This window comes from Wolbachia endosymbiont of Listronotus oregonensis, from assembly GCF_031205055.1.
Lineage (GTDB): Bacteria > Pseudomonadota > Alphaproteobacteria > Rickettsiales > Anaplasmataceae > Wolbachia.
Window position 1 is genome coordinate 974,367 of the sequence record NZ_CP102118.1, and the last position, 17,418, is coordinate 991,784.

At 33.8% G+C, this 17,418-nt stretch carries 17 protein-coding genes, 2 other RNA genes and 3 pseudogenes; 12 read left to right on the top strand and 10 right to left on the bottom strand.

All coding sequences use genetic code 11. The features are described from left to right. Nucleotides 1-94: 94 nt before the first annotated feature. Together NMD99_RS04900 and NMD99_RS04905 are read left to right on the top strand one after the other, a co-directional pair. Nucleotides 95-886, top strand: a complete 792-nt coding sequence (locus NMD99_RS04900) for a polyprenyl synthetase family protein (RefSeq protein WP_253309222.1) — start codon at nt 95-97, stop codon at nt 884-886. Then, on the top strand, nt 879-1,820 hold the full coding sequence (locus NMD99_RS04905) for an FKBP-type peptidyl-prolyl cis-trans isomerase (RefSeq protein ID WP_264731576.1): 942 nt from the start codon (nt 879-881) through the stop codon (nt 1,818-1,820). Before NMD99_RS04900 ends, NMD99_RS04905 begins: the two co-directional genes overlap by 8 nt. A 68-nt stretch (nt 1,821-1,888) precedes the next feature. Here NMD99_RS04905 and hslU read toward each other — a convergent pair whose 3' ends face one another. Together hslU and hslV are read right to left on the bottom strand one after the other, a co-directional pair. Further along, nucleotides 1,889-3,379, bottom strand: coding sequence for an ATP-dependent protease ATPase subunit HslU (hslU, locus tag NMD99_RS04910; protein ID WP_253309224.1), 1,491 nt, complete (start codon nt 3,377-3,379; stop codon nt 1,889-1,891). Between the two features lies 1 nt (nt 3,380). Continuing rightward, nucleotides 3,381-3,935, bottom strand: a complete 555-nt coding sequence (hslV, locus tag NMD99_RS04915; protein WP_096617344.1) for an ATP-dependent protease subunit HslV — start codon at nt 3,933-3,935, stop codon at nt 3,381-3,383. A 115-nt stretch (nt 3,936-4,050) separates the two neighbouring features. Between hslV and gshA the strand changes: the two are divergent. Further along, nucleotides 4,051-5,210, top strand: a pseudogene (gene gshA / locus NMD99_RS04920) (glutamate--cysteine ligase). Between the two features lie 3 nt (nt 5,211-5,213). Here gshA and NMD99_RS04925 read toward each other — a convergent pair. The 3 genes from NMD99_RS04925 to NMD99_RS04935 form a co-directional block, all read right to left on the bottom strand. After that, entirely contained in the window at nt 5,214-6,035 is an 822-nt protein-coding gene (locus tag NMD99_RS04925) for a hypothetical protein (protein WP_253309226.1), read from the bottom strand. A gap of 78 nt (nt 6,036-6,113) precedes the next feature. Then, nucleotides 6,114-7,061 carry a ferrochelatase gene (gene hemH, locus NMD99_RS04930; protein WP_253309227.1) on the bottom strand — a complete coding sequence of 316 codons (948 nt, stop codon included), beginning with the start codon at nt 7,059-7,061 and terminating at the stop codon, nt 6,114-6,116. After that, complete coding sequence (locus NMD99_RS04935; protein WP_264687749.1) at nt 7,062-7,922, bottom strand: hypothetical protein; 861 nt, start codon at nt 7,920-7,922, stop codon at nt 7,062-7,064. 113 nt (nt 7,923-8,035) lie between these two features. On the opposite strand from NMD99_RS04935, the gene ndk reads away from it, so the two are divergent. The 3 genes and pseudogenes from ndk to NMD99_RS07985 all read left to right on the top strand — a co-directional run. Further along, nucleotides 8,036-8,455, top strand: coding sequence for a nucleoside-diphosphate kinase (gene ndk / locus NMD99_RS04940; protein WP_253309229.1), 420 nt, complete (start codon nt 8,036-8,038; stop codon nt 8,453-8,455). A gap of 560 nt (nt 8,456-9,015) precedes the next feature. Continuing rightward, nucleotides 9,016-9,177, top strand: coding sequence for a hypothetical protein (locus tag NMD99_RS04945; protein ID WP_309165702.1), 162 nt, complete (start codon nt 9,016-9,018; stop codon nt 9,175-9,177). A 209-nt stretch (nt 9,178-9,386) separates the two neighbouring features. Then, nucleotides 9,387-9,536: pseudogene (locus NMD99_RS07985) on the top strand (DnaJ domain-containing protein); the annotation flags it as partial. An 812-nt stretch (nt 9,537-10,348) separates the two neighbouring features. Here the strand turns inward: NMD99_RS07985 and NMD99_RS04955 are convergent. Both NMD99_RS04955 and NMD99_RS04960 read right to left on the bottom strand, forming a co-directional pair. Next, entirely contained in the window at nt 10,349-11,638 is a 1,290-nt protein-coding gene (locus NMD99_RS04955; RefSeq protein WP_309165704.1) for a bifunctional folylpolyglutamate synthase/dihydrofolate synthase, read from the bottom strand. Further along, nucleotides 11,635-12,225, bottom strand: coding sequence for an MlaC/ttg2D family ABC transporter substrate-binding protein (locus tag NMD99_RS04960; RefSeq protein WP_253309232.1), 591 nt, complete (start codon nt 12,223-12,225; stop codon nt 11,635-11,637). The genes NMD99_RS04955 and NMD99_RS04960 overlap by 4 nt, the downstream gene beginning before the upstream one ends. 107 nt (nt 12,226-12,332) lie before the next feature. Here NMD99_RS04960 and ssrS point away from each other — a divergent pair. The 3 genes from ssrS to NMD99_RS04975 all read left to right on the top strand — a co-directional run bounded on the left by ssrS (nt 12,333) and on the right by NMD99_RS04975 (nt 13,727). Continuing rightward, a non-coding RNA gene (gene ssrS, locus NMD99_RS04965) (6S RNA) lies at nt 12,333-12,494 on the top strand. Between the two features lie 19 nt (nt 12,495-12,513). Next, nucleotides 12,514-12,975, top strand: a complete 462-nt coding sequence (locus NMD99_RS04970; RefSeq protein ID WP_253309233.1) for a type II toxin-antitoxin system RatA family toxin — start codon at nt 12,514-12,516, stop codon at nt 12,973-12,975. A gap of 53 nt (nt 12,976-13,028) precedes the next feature. Further along, entirely contained in the window at nt 13,029-13,727 is a 699-nt protein-coding gene (locus NMD99_RS04975) for a DsbA family protein (protein WP_253309234.1), read from the top strand. 29 nt (nt 13,728-13,756) lie between these two features. Here NMD99_RS04975 and NMD99_RS04980 read toward each other — a convergent pair. Beyond that, nucleotides 13,757-14,034: pseudogene (locus NMD99_RS04980) on the bottom strand (DUF2671 domain-containing protein). A gap of 258 nt (nt 14,035-14,292) precedes the next feature. Between NMD99_RS04980 and NMD99_RS04985 the strand changes: the two are divergent. Continuing rightward, nucleotides 14,293-14,940 (top strand): O-methyltransferase, encoded by a 648-nt coding sequence (locus NMD99_RS04985; protein WP_253309236.1) that lies wholly within the window; start codon nt 14,293-14,295, stop codon nt 14,938-14,940. A 1-nt stretch (nt 14,941) separates the two neighbouring features. On the opposite strand, the gene NMD99_RS04990 is transcribed toward NMD99_RS04985, so the two are convergent. Together NMD99_RS04990 and NMD99_RS04995 are read right to left on the bottom strand one after the other, a co-directional pair. After that, complete coding sequence (locus NMD99_RS04990) at nt 14,942-15,595, bottom strand: glutathione S-transferase family protein (RefSeq protein WP_064125276.1); 654 nt, start codon at nt 15,593-15,595, stop codon at nt 14,942-14,944. Then, on the bottom strand, nt 15,592-15,756 hold the full coding sequence (locus NMD99_RS04995; protein ID WP_187297265.1) for a hypothetical protein: 165 nt from the start codon (nt 15,754-15,756) through the stop codon (nt 15,592-15,594). The genes NMD99_RS04990 and NMD99_RS04995 overlap by 4 nt, the downstream gene beginning before the upstream one ends. Nucleotides 15,757-15,816: 60 nt before the next feature. Between NMD99_RS04995 and ffs the strand changes: the two genes are divergently transcribed. Together ffs and dnaX are read left to right on the top strand one after the other, a co-directional pair. Next, nucleotides 15,817-15,908, top strand: an RNA gene (gene ffs / locus NMD99_RS05000) — signal recognition particle sRNA small type. A 19-nt stretch (nt 15,909-15,927) separates the two neighbouring features. Beyond that, on the top strand, nt 15,928-17,412 hold the full coding sequence (gene dnaX / locus NMD99_RS05005) for a DNA polymerase III subunit gamma/tau (RefSeq protein WP_265016627.1): 1,485 nt from the start codon (nt 15,928-15,930) through the stop codon (nt 17,410-17,412). Nucleotides 17,413-17,418: the final 6 nt, after the last annotated feature.

A 17,418-nucleotide genomic window follows, 5' to 3' on the forward strand; every position in this document is an offset into this window, starting at 1 on the left:
GTTTGCAATATCTTTTATAACTGGTAAACTACAGCAAAGTTTTCTACTGCCCTAGCTGGCTAGCGTTACGTGCTAAACAATTAACAATTCAAAAATGCTAGACGAAACAACAAAAAATTTGCTTATTGTAGAAGTAAATAAACTTTTACCAGAAAATAGCGAGAATAAGCTTATATCAGCTATGCGTTATATACTCCTTGCTCCTGCAAAACATATACGCTCCTTTTTAGTCGTAGCTTCATCGCGAGTGTTTAACGCGGAAGCTAAAAAAGTAATATCAGTTGCTGCAGCAATTGAATTTGTTCATGCTTACTCTCTAATTCACGATGATTTACCGTGCATGGACAACAGTGATACTCGCAGAAGCCAGCTAAGCTGCCATAAAAAATTTGATGAAGCAACAGCAGTGCTTGCCGGAGATGCACTACTTACTCTGGCTTTTGAGGTATTATCTTCGTTAAATGAGAAATGCTGTGAAATCATGAAAGTTCTTTCTCAGGCAATAGGAATTAGGGGAATGGTAGGAGGACAGATTTTAGATATTGGTGCAGATTTTAACAAAATAAAAGAAATTCATTTGATGAAAACCGCAAAACTATTTGCAGCTTCATGTGAAATAGGTGCTATAATAGGGAATGCTACAGATAAGCAACGTAAAGCTTTATATAACTACGGGATAAACCTAGGGCTTATCTTTCAAGCTAAGGATGATATTGAAGATTACGAACAAGATAAAACAAATAATCTAATGTCTGTACTTGGTAAAAGTGAAGTAGAGGACTATATAGACGCCCTCTTTAAACAAGGCTTGGATAATTTGAGTGCGCTTTCAGGGGATACTAATTATTTATATGATTTATTGAATCAAGTAAAGAAAGATGGTTAGAAAAATTATATTACAAATGCTTATTTCCATAGTAATGATTCTCACTTTAACCTCTGCTTTTATGTTTACTATTGTCTATATAAACAAAGGTAAACCGGGAAAAAAGGACAAGCTTTATGAGATAAGTGCCACGCATGGTGGTTTGATACAGACAATAGCACATTATCTAGTGAAGCCAATACTTGAATCAGCACTCGACCGCTATATTGAAAAGCATGGGCTAACAGAATATTTAGAAGAAATGACGCAGCAAAAGGAAGAAGATTCGATAAATTTTTATGAAATTACTGAAGGCAGTGGCAGCAAGGCTTTCTGTGGCATGGAAGTCCTATTGCAAATATATAAAATTTCTAATAATAACTCAGCAACACTCCCTAGCAAAGTTTCTGATGTTACTTTGAAAATAGGTCAAGATGACCTAAAAGAAGTGGGTTTAGGGGTGATAGGTATGAAAGAAGGCGGAGAGCGTGTAGTTACTATTGCCAATGATAACAAAATGAATTTTAATTCTTATTACGTCAAACTGATCGAAGTAAAGGATAAATATCCCGACTCAGTGAATAATCTGATGGTTTTTAATGACTTAATTAACAAGACTGGAAAACAAGTAAGGTGCGGTGATGAGATATCAGTTAAATATAGCGTAAAGGAGCATAATGGGGAATATATAGTCAAAGATCAAACAGTGCAATTTAGGGTTGGCGATAAAAAAATACCACTTGCTATAGAGCTTGGAGTTGTGGGAATGAGAGCTGGTAATAAAAGAACTATTCTTTCTCCGCCTGACCTTTTGACTATTACTGACGATATGTTAATAAAAGACATAGATTATGATGAAGAAAATATCTCAATAATTGACTTAAGCTTAGATATTAAGCAAGAGGTCGCAGCACACCATTCTACTGTTGAAAAACAGCCTAAAGAATATAGCTGAAATTTTAGGCTTACTGGCTGACCTTCTGAACACTCTCTATACTACTTAAAGTAGGCTTTTTGTTTTTCCTAAAGTATAAACTTAGATAAATCAAGCTGCTTCGAAATTGACTCAAGTTTATCTTTTACATACTTGCTGTCTATAATGAATTTTTCGCTATTTTTCTCAGAAGCAATGAAACTTATTTCATCTAAAAGCTTCTCCATGATAGTGTGAAGCCTTCTTGCGCCTATATTTTCCACTTGCCTATTAACTGTAAACGCTATTTCAGCTATGGTTTTTATACCATCATCAGTGAACTCAAGCATCACATTTTCTGTTTTCATTAAAGCTATGTACTGCTTTAACAAACTAGATTCTGGTTCCTTTAATATTCTTATTAAATCCTCTTGAGTAAGTGCCTTAAGTTCTACCCTGATCGGTAATCTGCCCTGTAATTCCGGTAAGAGGTCAGATGGTTTAGACTGATGAAAAGCACCAGATGCAATAAATAATATATAGTCTGTTTTTACATGGCCATACTTAGTTGTAACAGTTGTTCCTTCAAGTAGTGGTAACAGATCGCGTTGCACTCCTTCTCTGTTTACTTCACCTTTTACTTCTGTACGCGCTGCAATTTTGTCTATTTCATCCAAAAATACTATACCGTCATTACTAACAAGATCAATGGCTTCTTTGATTATCTTATCTTCATCGATTAGCCTTTCACTTTCTTCATTAATTAATATTTCACGCGCTTCTTTTACCTTCACCGTAATAGTTTTTGTTTTTTTGCTCCCGTTAAACATCTTGCCCACTATTTCTGTTACATTCATCACACCAACTTGCCCACCTGGCATGCCTGGTATATCGAAAGTAGGTAACATACTCTTGCTCTCTCTGACGTTAATAGAAACTTCTCCGTCCTCAAACTCTTTATTCCTCAACCTTTCTCTAAAAATTTTTTTACTCTCTTCGGTTGCATTTTCGCCTACCATAGAGTTTACTATTGTTTTCTCAGCTAAAATTAAAGCCTTGTTAGCTAAGGCTTTACGGGCTTTCTCTTTAACTAAAACTATTGCTGCATCAACTAAATCGCGTATTATCGAATCAACGTCACGTCCAACGTATCCTATTTCAGTAAACTTCGTTGCCTCAATTTTTATGAACGGTGCACCGGCAAGTTTTGCTAAGCGGCGAGCTATTTCAGTTTTACCAACCCCTGTATGACCGATCATCAATATATTCTTAGGTATGATTTCATCACGCAATGGAAATGGAACCTGATTGCGACGCCAACGATTTCTGAGCGCAATAGCAACAGCACGCTTTGCATCATCCTGTCCGATTATGAATCTATCTAATTCTTTAACTATCTTCTGTGGTGGCAGGTCATCTAACAAAACTTGAGTACTGTCATTAACTTGAATATCGCTGTCATTTGAATCAAAACCACTCTTAGTATCTTTATAGAGGTCATTTTTTTCATCATAGGTGTCACTACTACAAGGCCGCCCTTCTGAAAGGGTTATAGGCTGATTGGAAAAATTAGTGCACAAAGTTTTTTGCTTGGAAGACATATCACTCCTCTATCTTTTCAATAACTACATTATGATTTGTATAAACACATATATCGCCAGCTATCTTCATAGCCTTTTTTGCAATCTCTTCTATTGATATTCCTTTAATGTCAATTAAAGCTCTTGCTGCAGATAGAGCAAAATTTCCCCCAGAGCCAATAGCTGCGATTCCATCTTCAGGTTCAAGAACATCACCTGTTCCCGTAATTACTAATGAAATAGATTTATCTGCAACAATCATCATAGCCTCTAATTTTCTTAGATATTTATCCATTCTCCAGTCTTTTGCAAGTTCAACACATGCTCTCATTAATTGCCCTGGGTGCTTGTCAAGTTTAGATTCTAGTCTTTCAAAGAGAGTAAATGCATCGGCTGTTGCTCCAGCAAAACCGGCAATTACAGAATCACCAGAAAGACGCCTAACTTTTTTTGCTCCGGATTTTATAACAGTGTGGCCCAGTGAAACCTGTCCATCACCTATTACTACTACGCTTTTATCTTTTCTAATTGACAGTATAGTAGTTCCATACATTTTATTGTTATCGTGTTGAATCATTTTTCTATTACTTTAAATAAGAATCTCATTATACTTTAATCTTTAGTCAAATTTGCTAAATATGTTTAATTATAGCTTATAATATAATACCTTCCTTATAACATTTAAAGTGTAGATGCAAAACATAATTCACCCAGATTTGGAAAAAAGTATAAATAATTGGTTTGAGGCAAAATTTAACGGCCTTACATTGCCATTTTATAGCTCTATAGATCTTAGAAACTCCAGCTACAAAATTGCCCCAGTGGACGCTAATTTATTTCCTGCAGGGTTCAACAATCTAAGTGAGACATCAAGAGCAACAGCAGCAAAACTAATAAAAAGTTATTTTGAAACAAAACAATATAAAAAGACTCTTATAATACCGGAGAATTACACACGAAATAAAATGTATATAGAAAACGTATTTGTTATAGAGAAAGTACTGCAGCTCGCAGGTTTTGAAACTAGAATTGGCCTCTTTCACAACGAAGCATATAATTTAATAGAACCATATGAAACTATCGTGAAAGAAAACTCTCTGCTAAAGACAACTTCAGGATTTGTGCCTGATGTTATTATACTGAATCGTGATATGACGAGCCACATTCCAGACACGCTAAAAGACGTAAAGCAAGATATAGTACCAAGCCCACTATACGGTTGGCATAGCAGACAGAAATTTAAGTATTTTGAAATCTATCAAGAATTAGCGTCCGAATTTTGTAGCGAATTTAAAATGGACCCATGGCTTATTTCTGTGCTTACAGAAAGCTGTAATGGAGTTGACTTTAATGATGATTCATCACTAGGAGCAGTAGCGACTAAAGTTGACCAAATATTATCTCTAGTGCAAAAAAAGTATGAGGAATATGAAATAAAAACACAACCTTACGTTTTTATCAAAGCAAGCAATGGCACATATGGGATGGGCATTATAACAGCAACAAGTGGAGAGGAAATATTAAATCTCAATAAAAAAAGCGTCATAAAATGAAAAAGATAAAAGAAGGAATAGCAATCAATAGCGTTATTATACAAGAAGGTGTACCAACCATTGACATATTTAAAAGCAGTTCTGCAGAACCGCTGATATACTATATAGGAGATACTCCAACATGTTACTTATACCGATGTAATAGCAGGAAAGATGTATATTCTAGCTTGAATGCCACTGACTGTGAGTTTCATGATGTTAGCCAGGTTGTGGAAGGTAAAATTCTGTCACTTTGGAGTATTGTTGGCAAATTAGCAGTACTAGCGTTGGCAGTAGAAATAAAATCTTTTCACCTCTAACCCTTACATTCCCACAGCGTTGCCATCGGGCAGATCATTATCATCATTACCGGGCTGAATATGGTTATGGCCAGCATTATCAAGTTCAGTGGAAGGATCATCATTGACAGGTTGTTGAAACAATTTGTCAAGCTGAACTGCCAGAAATACTGCACTATATATTATGCTAACTGTTACGCTTAAGTTGAAATTATAGATTATACCATTACCTAAGTTTATTGGTATGGTTGCAGTCTCCATTCTTTTTAATATGAAGTTTAACAAACCTAATGACAAAGTTAATGTGCTGATAATAAGGTCCTTCTTACACTTAGCAGACTTTTCAGGATCCTTATTATCTAGGTATTTTCTCCATGAATAATAGTAGCTTATAGGTTCTGAAATAAACAGAAATAGGATCGTTGATGTTAAGTGAATGTGACTTATTACGTCTCCATTACCCCTAGTAAAAAAATGGATGACTTTCAACATCATCAATGCTTCTATGATGCTGCTTGCAAGATTAGCCGATTTACCCACAACTTTTGCCAGCTCTTTTTTACTCTCAGGGTTTCTGTAATCCTTAATTAGATCCTGTAGAGTAAATGCAGAATGGGCAATATATAGAATAGATGTCGGAAACTTTACTAGTCGAGCAACATTCCGTATAAGAAAGATATTGGATCTATTATTGTCAATGAACTCGCAGCAAAATTGCAGTGAAATCTTACACAATAGGGCTGTTAAACCTGTTGTGATGCAGATTACCTTCCTGAAATCATGATCATAAATATCATGCACCTTTTGTGCGAGTATGTTAGATTTCTTTTTTAGCTTGTTTGGCATGAAATAGTTAACAAAATAATAACTCCCTTTTATTCTATCACATAAAAGCCTTGAAGAAAAGCCCTATAAATCAGGACTTTAAGGGTGATTTATGCATAAATCGGCTAAGCATTTTATAAACAAGGAATCAATACTGAGAGTTGGTACGCGAAAATAATATCCATCCTTGATAATTGCTTTATATTCTATATCAAGTTCAACTAGAGTTTCTGAATGCTCAGAAACAAAAGATATAGGTGATAAAACTACAGGTACACCATCAGCTTTTGTACGTGATAGCTCACTTTCAGTGCTTGGCTCTAGCCATTTTACAGGACCAATCTTACTCTGATAACATATTGACCAATCTAAGTTATTGATAGCTAACTTTTCTACTATTAACTCTACGCTTCTTTCTACCTGTGAAGCGTAAGGGTCGCCTTTTTTAATAACGCTAAGGGGCAAGCTATGAGCTGAAAATAGGACTCTTGGCTTACCAATCCTGCTGGCTAATTTGTAGTACTTGGCTATCAAGTTAGTATGAGCCTCAATAAAGTTTTCATTGTCATAATAATGATGAATTATTTTTGTATTGCATTTTAGGCCATGCTTTTTAGCATTTTTTTGCCAATTTTCGATGGATGACAAAGTTGTGGTAGTTGAATATTGAGGGTATAGTGGCAGCAAAATTACTTCATCAGGATCAAACTGTTTTACACTTTTAACAACTTCGTCAGCAAATGGATGCCAATAGCGCATGCAAATGAATACCTTGTGTACATGGTTTCTATCTTCATTTAATTTTAGTTCTAAAGCATTAGCTTGCATTTTTGTATTCTCCAGAATTGGCGATTTACCTCCGATTTCCTCGTATATTTTTCGTGCAGTATTTTCTCGTTTCGCAGATATAAACTTTGCTAAAAGAAACCGAAAGGGATTCGGTAGATTGATTATTCTCCTGTCATAAAAAAGGTTGAATAAAAAAGGACGGACCGCATTTAGTGAATCAGGCCCGCCAAGATTAAATAAGATAACTGCCTTTTTCACCTACGCACTACTACAACAAGTTACTTCTGGGGTGCCTATAAAATTAGCTACACACTCATCAAATTTAGTTATAGGCACTAAATTTCTTACACTGGCATACAATAAGTGGCCTGATCTCTTCAGGTTACTCTTGGTGGATGTGAAGTTCCAATCGAAAAATGTATCGACAAAAAGACTTGGTACCGTTTCAAGAAGTTCAACAGCAGCTAAAGATAGCATTATACAACTTTGCAGGACATTCAGAAGAACCTTGAGGGGAAAAAGTAAAACTTTAACGAAAAGAGAGGTGCTACTTGTTTCATCCAGTGGTCGCCCTGAGTTAGGCGAATTATACTCAATATGCTTTCTATTTTGATCAAAGATAGGAAATTTTATAGTATCTTTCTTAAATTGCCCATCTATTTCTTGTGTACTATGTTTGGTCCATTTTTCTAGTGACCACTCACGCACGTGAAAAGTTCTTACAAAAAAGCATGTTGTAACCATCAATGCAGCACATATAAGCGCACACTGCATAAGACTTATACTACCTACCATAGCTGGCAGCGCAAAACAAACAAATGGCACTATGATAGCCATTTCAAGAAATGGAATAGTGTTTCTTTTCATTGCAAAGGCAGCGCCTTTTTTTAGCTCCGTGTATTGATTATTACTTTTTCCTTGCTTTTGTAGAATATGGTCACACATACCATATTCTAAATAACTTAAAAAAGCCAAATTAAAAGTTAAAAACCCTTTTGCTCCACAAAAAATTGACGATTTCAAGTTATTGACCAATTTTTTAGCAGTAGATTCAGTTTCAACCAGTTGTTTGGTAGTAGATTCAGGTTTTTCATTAGTTTTTTTACAACAAGTATGCATACAATACTCCCTTGATGGTTTATTCTTAACTATAAATAAAAAACTGCTTTTATCAAATCAAAATTTACAATAAAATAAATCTATAAATATACTATTTTATATAAGGAGATAATATGGCAATTGAGAGAACACTTTCGATATTAAAACCTGATGCAGTAAAAAATAATATTACAGGCAAGATAAATTCATACATTGAAAGCTCTGGGCTCAAAATTATAGCACAAAAAATGATGTTACTGACAAAAAAACAAGCAGAGCTGTTTTATGAAATTCATAAAGATAGGTCTTTTTTTGGGGAATTGGTAGAGTTTATGACTTCTGGTCCTGTGATAGTTCAAGTTTTAGTTGGTGAAAATGCAGTAAGTAAATACAGACAAATCATGGGAGCTACCGATCCAAAGCAGGCAGATAAAGGTACAATCAGGGGTGATTTTGCTGATGACATTAGTGAAAATAGAGTTCACGGCTCGGATAGTCTAGAAAATGCTCGTAAGGAGATAGCTTTCTTTTTTGCTGAACGTGAGTTGGTGTAGTCAAATCAGATTTTCCTATATATAACTAAATTTTCTGGATCCTATGTCAAGCATACATCTGTACGAACGTTGTAATTAACAGGTGGCAAATCCAAGTAGCTGACAACATAGAAACGAAAAAATTCCTTGACAAACTCCGCCAGCCCTCTTATCATGGTACTGAAGGTATTCAGTTATCTTCATCTGTGCAGATTAAACAGCAAAAAAACAACGTAGTTGGCGTCTTATTTTTAATTTTTTGCACTATGTGCATCCTATGTCTTCACAACATTTCTAGGTTTTTGCCTATATAAGCTGAAACGCGCTTATAAGTCGTTTAAGACAGTATAGTACGCCAATTTGCAGGATTAGGGAGTGAACACTAATTACCACGGGATTTCTTTGCCTTTTTTTTCGTTTGGTAAATTTCTTAAATATTTATAGCTAAACGACAACCGTCATCCCGCTACTTGTTAGCGGCTGAGATACCGCGGCGGTATGACGGTTCGCGGCAGCATGACGACAAATTCGTCATTCCGCTGCTTGTTAGCGGCTAAGAGATACCGCGAATGAATCGCGGTATGACGGTTCGCGGTGGCATCTCGTCATCCCGCTACTTGTTAGCGGGATCTGAGATACCGCGGCGTTATGACGTAGAAGCTATACTTTTATACTCACCAACTCAGTTTGCTTGCTTACAAGTAAACTGCAACCCTAAATGTTGGAGCACTGTCGTACACTAAGCGCTGTAATGACAATTTTAGTCGCTTCATACACTTATCATGCTAGTCATAACAGAAATAATTTTTACCAGAGATATTTATGAAATAATTGACATAGTTTGGAAATATGTATATTATAGAACATTAATAGTTAGTTAATTTGTAGGTGTAATATGGCTAGAAAGATTTTGAATGAAAATGAGTATCACGCTTTTAAGCGGTTGTTTTTAATGTTTGGTATTCAGAAGAAGGATGTGGTAAATTCTGGCATTGAGAATATTAATAAAAAGTTTAGTGAACAATATCGTAAATTATCGTTAAAATATCACCCAGATAAAAACCCAAACAATAAAGAAGCGGAGGAGAAATTTAAGGTTATTGCATTAAATAAGCCATTTTTTGAAGAATTTATAATAGAGCCGTTGGAGAAAGGTCTCAATAAAAGAAATAATTTAATAAAAGAATTACGCGGTAAGTTGTGGAGTCGCAGTTATGAAGAATTGCAAAAATACTTAGATGATAAGCACAGAAATAAACTCTATAATAAGCAGCAGTCAATTAACAATAATGTAACTGCTTATTCAAAATATTCTTCTTATTCACATCTCTTAGGAAGTCTTTTAGTATTCTTCACATCAATTGCATTTTTAATCATTAATGGTATTTCTTGTAATGTACCAATAGCAGTAGGTTTTCTTGCTCCCTTGTTAGCAGGATTTATTTTGAGTTCAGCTATCAAGAGCATTTATACTAGAAATGGAAAAGAGTTTAATAATCAGACTAATATTTTATTATTGTTTTACTTTGACCAAGAATGCGAAAATTTTTCAAAGAGTGATAGGACTAAATTAAAGTGGCTAAAAAATTCATTTATTTTGAGCAACATAATCTGTACATCTTTAATGTTTTTCGGTGTGGGATTAGATTTAGTTGCCAACGGCTTTGGTATAACTAACTCTATGATGTTATCCGGCTTATTACTTTCATTACCATTCAAGCTTTTAATTGTTACTTCACCTGTTTTCAATGCTGCAAGTAATTATATTCTCAAAAAGACGACTATAAATTCAATTGAGGAGCAATTTAAAGGTGATGGTCCACTTGTAGAAGTTGATGACGAACAACCAAGCAGTACTATGAGCAATCAAAGTTATTTCCCCATCGGTCAGTTAATGCTCACATATCATCAAAGTTAGTTATTCTCCATAGCGAAGTCTCTAGCTAGGAACAATGAGCCACAGATTAGTATGGTTTTGATGTTTTGGATAGAGGCTTTTAATATGTGATTTGATATTGCATCGCCAATTGATTCACATTCAACTGCTTTTATTCCTATGTTATTGGCTTTTTCCCTAATCAAATTTGTATTTGTTGCTTTAGGTTCAGACTTAACACAAACCGCACATAGTAGCTTGATATATGGCTTTAAGTGCTCTAAGAACTCTGCCACATTTCTGTTACGAGTAACACCAAAAATTATATAGATACCTTCAGCAAAATTATCTTTTACCCACTGAGATAGCACTCTAGCACCGTCATTATTGTGCGCACCATCTAAAAATAATTGCCAATCTTTCGGTAGTAGGGAAATTAAATTACCCTCTTTTATTAGCTCTAGTCGTGCAGGCCAGTAGGTACGCTGTAAACCTGAAGTGATATCCTCTTCTCCAATATCAAATCCATATTTTCCACTTAAAATACTACATGCTGCAATGGCGTTTCCTGCATTGATTATTTGGTGTTCACCCTTCAGAGATGGCAAAGGAAATTCTATTGATTGAATAGCTGATTGGAAAACCATTTTGTTGTTCTTTTTTTTGCAATTCCATTCAAGACCTCCTCTATATAGAGGAGATTTCTTATTTATTGCATGGAATTCTAGTGTACTCATCACAGACTTTTCTTGTGGTGCTATTACGCAAGGAACATTAGGTTTCATTATTCCAGCCTTTTCACCTGCTATAATTTCTACAGTAGGGCCAAGATATTCTGTATGATCAAGGGCAATGGAAGTAATTATTGTTAAAATCGGACTATCTATAACATTTGTTGCATCAAGTCTTCCGCCCATACCTACTTCAACTAAAGTAATATCGGCTTTATGACGAGAAAAAGCTAAAAAAGCTGCAATAGTTGCAGCTTCAAACAGAGTGATAGGTTGTTCTGCAATCACGGCACGGCATTCTTCTAATAAGCTATATAATTCATTATCGTCGATATAACTGCCTGCAATAACTATTCTTTCATTAAAATTCACCAAATGTGGAGAAGTGTATGCATGGACCTTATACCCTGCTGCTTGCATTATATATCTTATAAATGCTAGTGTTGAGCCTTTCCCGTTAGTCCCAGCTATATAAATTACGGGAGACATTTTTTTCTCAGGATTGTCCAATTTATTTAGAAAGCTTTTTATGCGATCAAGAGAAAAATCCTTTGGTCTACTACCAAGCGGTTTAGGCCAATGAGGCATATATATCATGGATTGTTATTGCATTTTAATTCAGCTATAACGCTTGCTATGCCATGCGTGTCGATTTTTTCACTAAATTGAGAACGTTGATTAATAGCAATACTTATTCCACTCATTACAACATCACTTATCAAGAAAGAACTGTTATTTTTAGTAACTTTAAAATCAATATTTGTAAATTCTTCATCACCGTAAGAAAATCTTGTACCAATTAAGCAAGTTTCATCGTCAACTGCTTTTGTACTCATTATGATCATTTCACTATCATGCATGTATTTATATAAAATTTTAACGCACAAACGCGTAAGATACACTTCATACTCTCTTAAAAAATCTTCTTTTTCTTTTTGTTTAACTAAAGCCCAATGTTTTCCTATAACGAATTGCGATATTCCTTTGAGGTTAACATTATTCTGAATGACCTCCTGAAGCTTTTCGTGTACATGCCCTAGGTTTTTTCTATTTCCTTTTGTAGATATACCATCCACTTGTTGCTTCATAGTATGCACAAAAATTTTGTGATCTGTACAACTAGTGTAAGCTCTTGAAGAAATTGCAATAAAAACAATAATGATTAAAACTTTAGTAATGTTCATAAGATAAACTATAATACTTAAAATGCAAAATTTAATAAAGATTAAATAATAATCGCTGACTTTAATACCTATAGACATGCCCTGTGTAAATCATCTATAATTCAAGTAAGGGTCTGTGCTATGCGTTATGAGTTAAGTTAAATTTCCCGAGCGATAATTTCTAGAGAAGGGAATTGCCTCTGCTGGTTTCGTTGAAACTAATATGCGATGCCCACCTTAACTTCAGGTCTCAGGAATCTACTAAGGCTGACGGTAGATACGGATCCTTTTTTGATTGGTACTAAATTTATGCTTCATCAATGCAGAGAACAAGGTACCTTCCTATGTTCGCCTAATGAAGTATTCCAAATTGTAATTGATGTTGAAAGGTATCCTGATTTTGTTCCTTGGTGCAAAGCCGTTTATATAAAAGAAAAAATTGACAACCAAATGGTTGTGGATCTTCTCGCAGTTTTTCATGGAATTAAAGGAAAGTACACATCAGAAGTAACCTTTCTTTCTCCAAGTGGAACAAATGAAGGTTGGATAAAAGCTGTATCATCAAATGGAATATTTAAACATCTATACAATGAATGGCAATTCATTCCCATAGATGAAAATAAAACTATGGTAAAGTTTTATATAGAGTTTAAGTTTAAGTCCAACTCATTTTCCACTTTATTAAACTCAGTATATAAATATACACAGAGTAAAATAATTGCTGCATTTAAAGATAGGGCTGAAAGCCTTGCTAAACAAAAGTTATCTTGACATTATTAATATAAATATGTAATTTTTTTAGTAAGTTAAGTGTTTGTATTGTAATGATTTTCAGACTATTGTTTTTACTAATTCTTATGAGTGTTAATTCTTATGCAGTTGTTAAATCCAGTAACCAACATATTCAAAAAGAAACTAATGAAATAACATCAAAGGAGTTACTATCACTATTACCTGATGATAAATTATTAGGAGATCCAAAAGCACCAATTCTAATGATAGAATATGCTTCATTAACTTGCTATCACTGCTCTCTTTTTCATAAGAATGTTTTTCCTAAAATTAAAGAGAAATATATAGACACAGGTAAGATGTTATATATATTTCGTCATTTTCCTTTGGATTACAGAGGGCTAAAGGCTGCAATGCTAAGTCATTGCTACGAAAAACAAGAAGACTACTTTAATTTTAACAAAGCTGTTTTTAACTCAATAGATTCGTGGAATTACTACAATTTAAGTGATTTGACTTTACTACAAAGAATTGCTGCACTAAGCAACTTAAAGCAAGATGCATTTAACCAATGCATTAATGATAAGAAAATTATGGATAAAATCGTAAATGATAAATCACTGGCAATCAATAAACTTGGTATCACAGCCACTCCAATATTTTTCATCAAGCTTAACGATGATGGTAAGTCATATATAGAGCATAATAAAGTTAAACATGAAGGGTATAAAGAGCTGAAATATCTTACTGATGTGATAGATAAATTATATGGAAAAGCTATAGTGAAGTAATACCACTGTAGCTTACCATATAAAAGACTCTATGCTGAGTCATTGTTTTTCACTACTGTTTGTTGTTTTTTACGCTCAAACTCTCTTTTTTACTGTGCCAAGTGTAGTAATACATAGCGATTTTATTCTCTATTAATACTATTGTCCCATCATAAAACTGAACCATATCCATAACTTTTCTCTGAGCTTCATTAAAACGTTCTTTATACTTTTCACGATAAGCTGGATTATGTAGTAACATAACCCCTTCATTCTTGTTAGATTTTTTGTTTAACGTTTCAACTTCACTAGCAATAGTATAAGACATATAACCCCCTCTAATTGATTATAAAAATTATATTTTAAAAAGAGAAATGCGCATAAACAATCCCTTTAATTCTAGTATAATAATCGATTGTTTATTATACTAGTTAACCATAGTACGATATATAATAATTTTTGTCACTTAAAATTTTATACTATGAAATAATAACTTAAAATAAATGTTTTTGTTATTTTAAACTATATTATTATATTTATAAACTGTGTATGAATTAAGCTTCCCTAATTTATAATATAAAACGTAATGCGTAATAATTTTAGTATAAAATTATCATATATAAGAAATCTATTTGCAAAAGAATATAAAAAAATAGAAGAATATTGTATTCTTGAAAAAAAGCAACATATTCAGATTGGCCCTGAAGAAGGAAAGCTATTAAGTTTATTTATAAAAATCCATAAAATCAAAAGTATTGTTGAGATTGGCACGTTATACGGTTATTCGTCGATTTGCATGGCAAAAGCTCTACTGAAAGACGGTCATATATATACAATAGAAAATAATCCTCAACACTCAAGAATAGCAAAAAAAAATTTTAGTGCTTTTAATCTAAGTGATAAAATTACTCTAATAGAAGGTGATGCACTGGAAAAAATTAATGAATTATCAGCAAAGGCACCATTTGACATGATATTCATCGATGCTGACAAAAGTAGTTATCCTAAGTATTTAGATTGGGCAGAGTCATACATTAAACAAGATGGGCTAATCGTTGCAGATAACACTCTATTATTTAATACAGTATTTTTAGAATCGCCTCCAAAAGAAGTATCAGAAAAATCATGGCATGCTATGAGGGAGTTTAATAATAGATTATCAGATGAAAAGAAATATTTCTCTATATTGATTCCAACTGATGAAGGAATGACTGTAGCTTTAAAGCTAACATAAGTTAAAAATCAAGGTCAGCGTAATGTTTAGGAGGGGTTAAACCGGAAACTCTCTCTAATAATATCTCACGAAAACAAGGCTTTGATTTAACAATGGAGTACCATTCTTTTAAAATTTTACTTTTTTCCCATGGAAAACTACTTACATAATCCATTACGGAAATATGCGATGCTAAAGCAATATCAGCCAAAGTGAACTTATCAGTTGCAAGCCAAACGTTCTTGTTAATTAAGTGTTCGATGTATTCCATATGGCAAGGCAGGTTATGCTGAGCTGCATGAAGAAATCTAGAGTCAGGGCTGCGGTTAGTAATTACTTTTTCATTCATAATATACTTAGTAACTTCATTGTAAAATTTGTTGTCGAACCAATTGATTAGAGCGCGTATTTTAGACTTAATAATAGTGGATGAACCAAGTAATTTGACGTCGCTATTGTAAGTCTCTTCTATATATTCACAAATGGCATTACTATCCGCTATTACAAAGTTATTATCTATTAATACTGGTACTTGCCCAGTTGGATTGATCTCCATAAATTCATTCCGTTTTTCCCACGGATTTTCATACACTAGATCGCAGCCTAATTTTTTTTCTTTTAGAAAAGTTCTAACTTTTCGTGAAAATGGACAAAGAGGAAAATGATATAAAATCATAATATTCCTCTTTTGTTATCCCAGTACCTATAGGTTGTTATTCCAGTGTGTGACACTGAAATCCACATCTTTTTTCTCTGGATCCAAGTTGGAATGACAAGAGAAGAGTATTTTAGGTAACAGTTGTTTACTCCAAAGTAATGTTGCAAAAGGTCTAACATATAAATTATAAGACTAATATAGGATATACCTTGCTAAATAAAAAAAAAAGTATAATATTTTATAAGGTATGCAGGCAAAAACTCTGTAATTTGGTCAGATCAGAAATGAAGCAGCCATATCAGAACCTTTTTGGGTTGCATACCTATTTCTTATTTGTTTTATCAGAGGCTATGAATATAGCATTAAAACATCGTCCTAGTAGCTTTAAAGATCTAGTAGGTCAAGATATATTAGTGCGTGTATTAGAAAATGCTTTTATTTTAAACAAAATCCCACAGTCTATACTGCTCTCTGGTAGTAGTGGAGTTGGTAAAACCACCACTGCAAGGATAATAGCTTTATGTTTGAATTGTTCCCTGGGGCCAATTTTTGAACCTTGCGGATCATGTGAAAATTGTCTAGCAATAAAAAATTCAAGCCATCCAGATGTGATTGAAATTGATGCAGCAAGTCACACTAGCATTGACGATGTTAAAGTAATCCTGGGAGATATTTGCTATTCACCTATAAGCTCTAAATTCAAAGTCTACATTATAGATGAAGTACACATGTTATCCAGCAGTGCATTTAACGCATTACTTAAAACCCTAGAAGAGCCACCCTCTAGTGTAAAATTCATTTTAGCAACTACAGAAATAAAAAAGATACCAATAACTATTATTGCACGTTGTCAAAGATTTGATTTACACAACATTCCTGTAGCTAAAATAGTAGAACGTTTAAATGATGTTGCACAAAAAGAGAGTTATTCCATTGAAAAGGGGGCATTAGAGTTAATTGCACGACATTCTGGAAATTCAATGCGTAACGCCTTGTTTTTGATGAATCAAGCAGTGCTATATAGCAAAGATGGTGCAATATCCACTAAAAATGTGATAGACATACTTGGCCTAGTGGATAAAGATATTATATTCGATCTATTAGGAGCAATATTAGAAGGTGATTTACAGAAAGCTCTATCAGTGTTTGACAAGGCGATAAAAACAGCAAACCCACTTAGTATTTTTGAAGGTCTATTGCAAACAATTCAGTTAGTATGCCGTTTTTTGATTACAAAAGAAATTGATAATGCAGTTACAGAGTATGAAAAGAACAGGATAAAAGATTTAAGTATAAAGAAGTCTTTAATATTTTTTTCGAGATTGTGGAAGGTGTTGCTTAAAGGTATTCAAGATATAAAAACTTCAACATGCAACGATGTTGCTGCTGAAATGATGTTAATTAGCCTCTGTTATCTTTCTGATCTGCCTTCTCCGGAACAAGTGGTCAAAAAAATTCTTTCGCAGAATGCACAGCAGGGAAATACGCATAGTATAGGAAATGAACAGCAACAAAATTATGATTTTGACAAAGTTTTGCAACTATTAAGGCGGAGTAACCAAATTTATCTTTACAAACAACTGTGTAATAATCTACAATTAATAGATTGTAAACCTGGATATTTAAAATTAAAAGCTGTATCTAAGTTGGATAGTAATTTTTGCAATGATTTAAAAAATTACTTAAACCAGGTGACTCAGCAGGAGTGGGTTATTACAGTTGATACGGGTTATATAAATAGGGAAGTGAGTAATTTAAATTATGCACCTGCAGTTAAGGATATACTTGATACATTTAAAGGTGCAAAAGTAGTTAATATAGAAAATAAGGAGTAAGTTGTG

What these genes read in the sequence shown, in the direction of transcription:
- NMD99_RS04900 (WP_253309222.1), top strand. Translation starts at nt 95, where the DNA reads ATGCTAGACGAAACAACAAAAAATTTGCTTATTGTAGAAGTAAATAAA.
- NMD99_RS04905 (WP_264731576.1), top strand. Translation starts at nt 879, where the DNA reads ATGGTTAGAAAAATTATATTACAAATGCTTATTTCCATAGTAATGATT.
- hslU (WP_253309224.1), bottom strand. Translation starts at nt 3,379, where the DNA reads ATGTCTTCCAAGCAAAAAACTTTGTGCACTAATTTTTCCAATCAGCCT.
- hslV (WP_096617344.1), bottom strand. Translation starts at nt 3,935, where the DNA reads ATGATTCAACACGATAACAATAAAATGTATGGAACTACTATACTGTCA.
- NMD99_RS04925 (WP_253309226.1), bottom strand. Translation starts at nt 6,035, where the DNA reads ATGCCAAACAAGCTAAAAAAGAAATCTAACATACTCGCACAAAAGGTG.
- NMD99_RS04935 (WP_264687749.1), bottom strand. Translation starts at nt 7,922, where the DNA reads ATGCATACTTGTTGTAAAAAAACTAATGAAAAACCTGAATCTACTACC.
- ndk (WP_253309229.1), top strand. Translation starts at nt 8,036, where the DNA reads ATGGCAATTGAGAGAACACTTTCGATATTAAAACCTGATGCAGTAAAA.
- NMD99_RS04945 (WP_309165702.1), top strand. Translation starts at nt 9,016, where the DNA reads ATGACGGTTCGCGGTGGCATCTCGTCATCCCGCTACTTGTTAGCGGGA.
- NMD99_RS04955 (WP_309165704.1), bottom strand. Translation starts at nt 11,638, where the DNA reads ATGATATATATGCCTCATTGGCCTAAACCGCTTGGTAGTAGACCAAAG.
- NMD99_RS04960 (WP_253309232.1), bottom strand. Translation starts at nt 12,225, where the DNA reads ATGAACATTACTAAAGTTTTAATCATTATTGTTTTTATTGCAATTTCT.
- NMD99_RS04970 (WP_253309233.1), top strand. Translation starts at nt 12,514, where the DNA reads ATGCTTCATCAATGCAGAGAACAAGGTACCTTCCTATGTTCGCCTAAT.
- NMD99_RS04975 (WP_253309234.1), top strand. Translation starts at nt 13,029, where the DNA reads ATGATTTTCAGACTATTGTTTTTACTAATTCTTATGAGTGTTAATTCT.
- NMD99_RS04985 (WP_253309236.1), top strand. Translation starts at nt 14,293, where the DNA reads ATGCGTAATAATTTTAGTATAAAATTATCATATATAAGAAATCTATTT.
- NMD99_RS04990 (WP_064125276.1), bottom strand. Translation starts at nt 15,595, where the DNA reads ATGATTTTATATCATTTTCCTCTTTGTCCATTTTCACGAAAAGTTAGA.
- NMD99_RS04995 (WP_187297265.1), bottom strand. Translation starts at nt 15,756, where the DNA reads ATGTTAGACCTTTTGCAACATTACTTTGGAGTAAACAACTGTTACCTA.
- dnaX (WP_265016627.1), top strand. Translation starts at nt 15,928, where the DNA reads ATGAATATAGCATTAAAACATCGTCCTAGTAGCTTTAAAGATCTAGTA.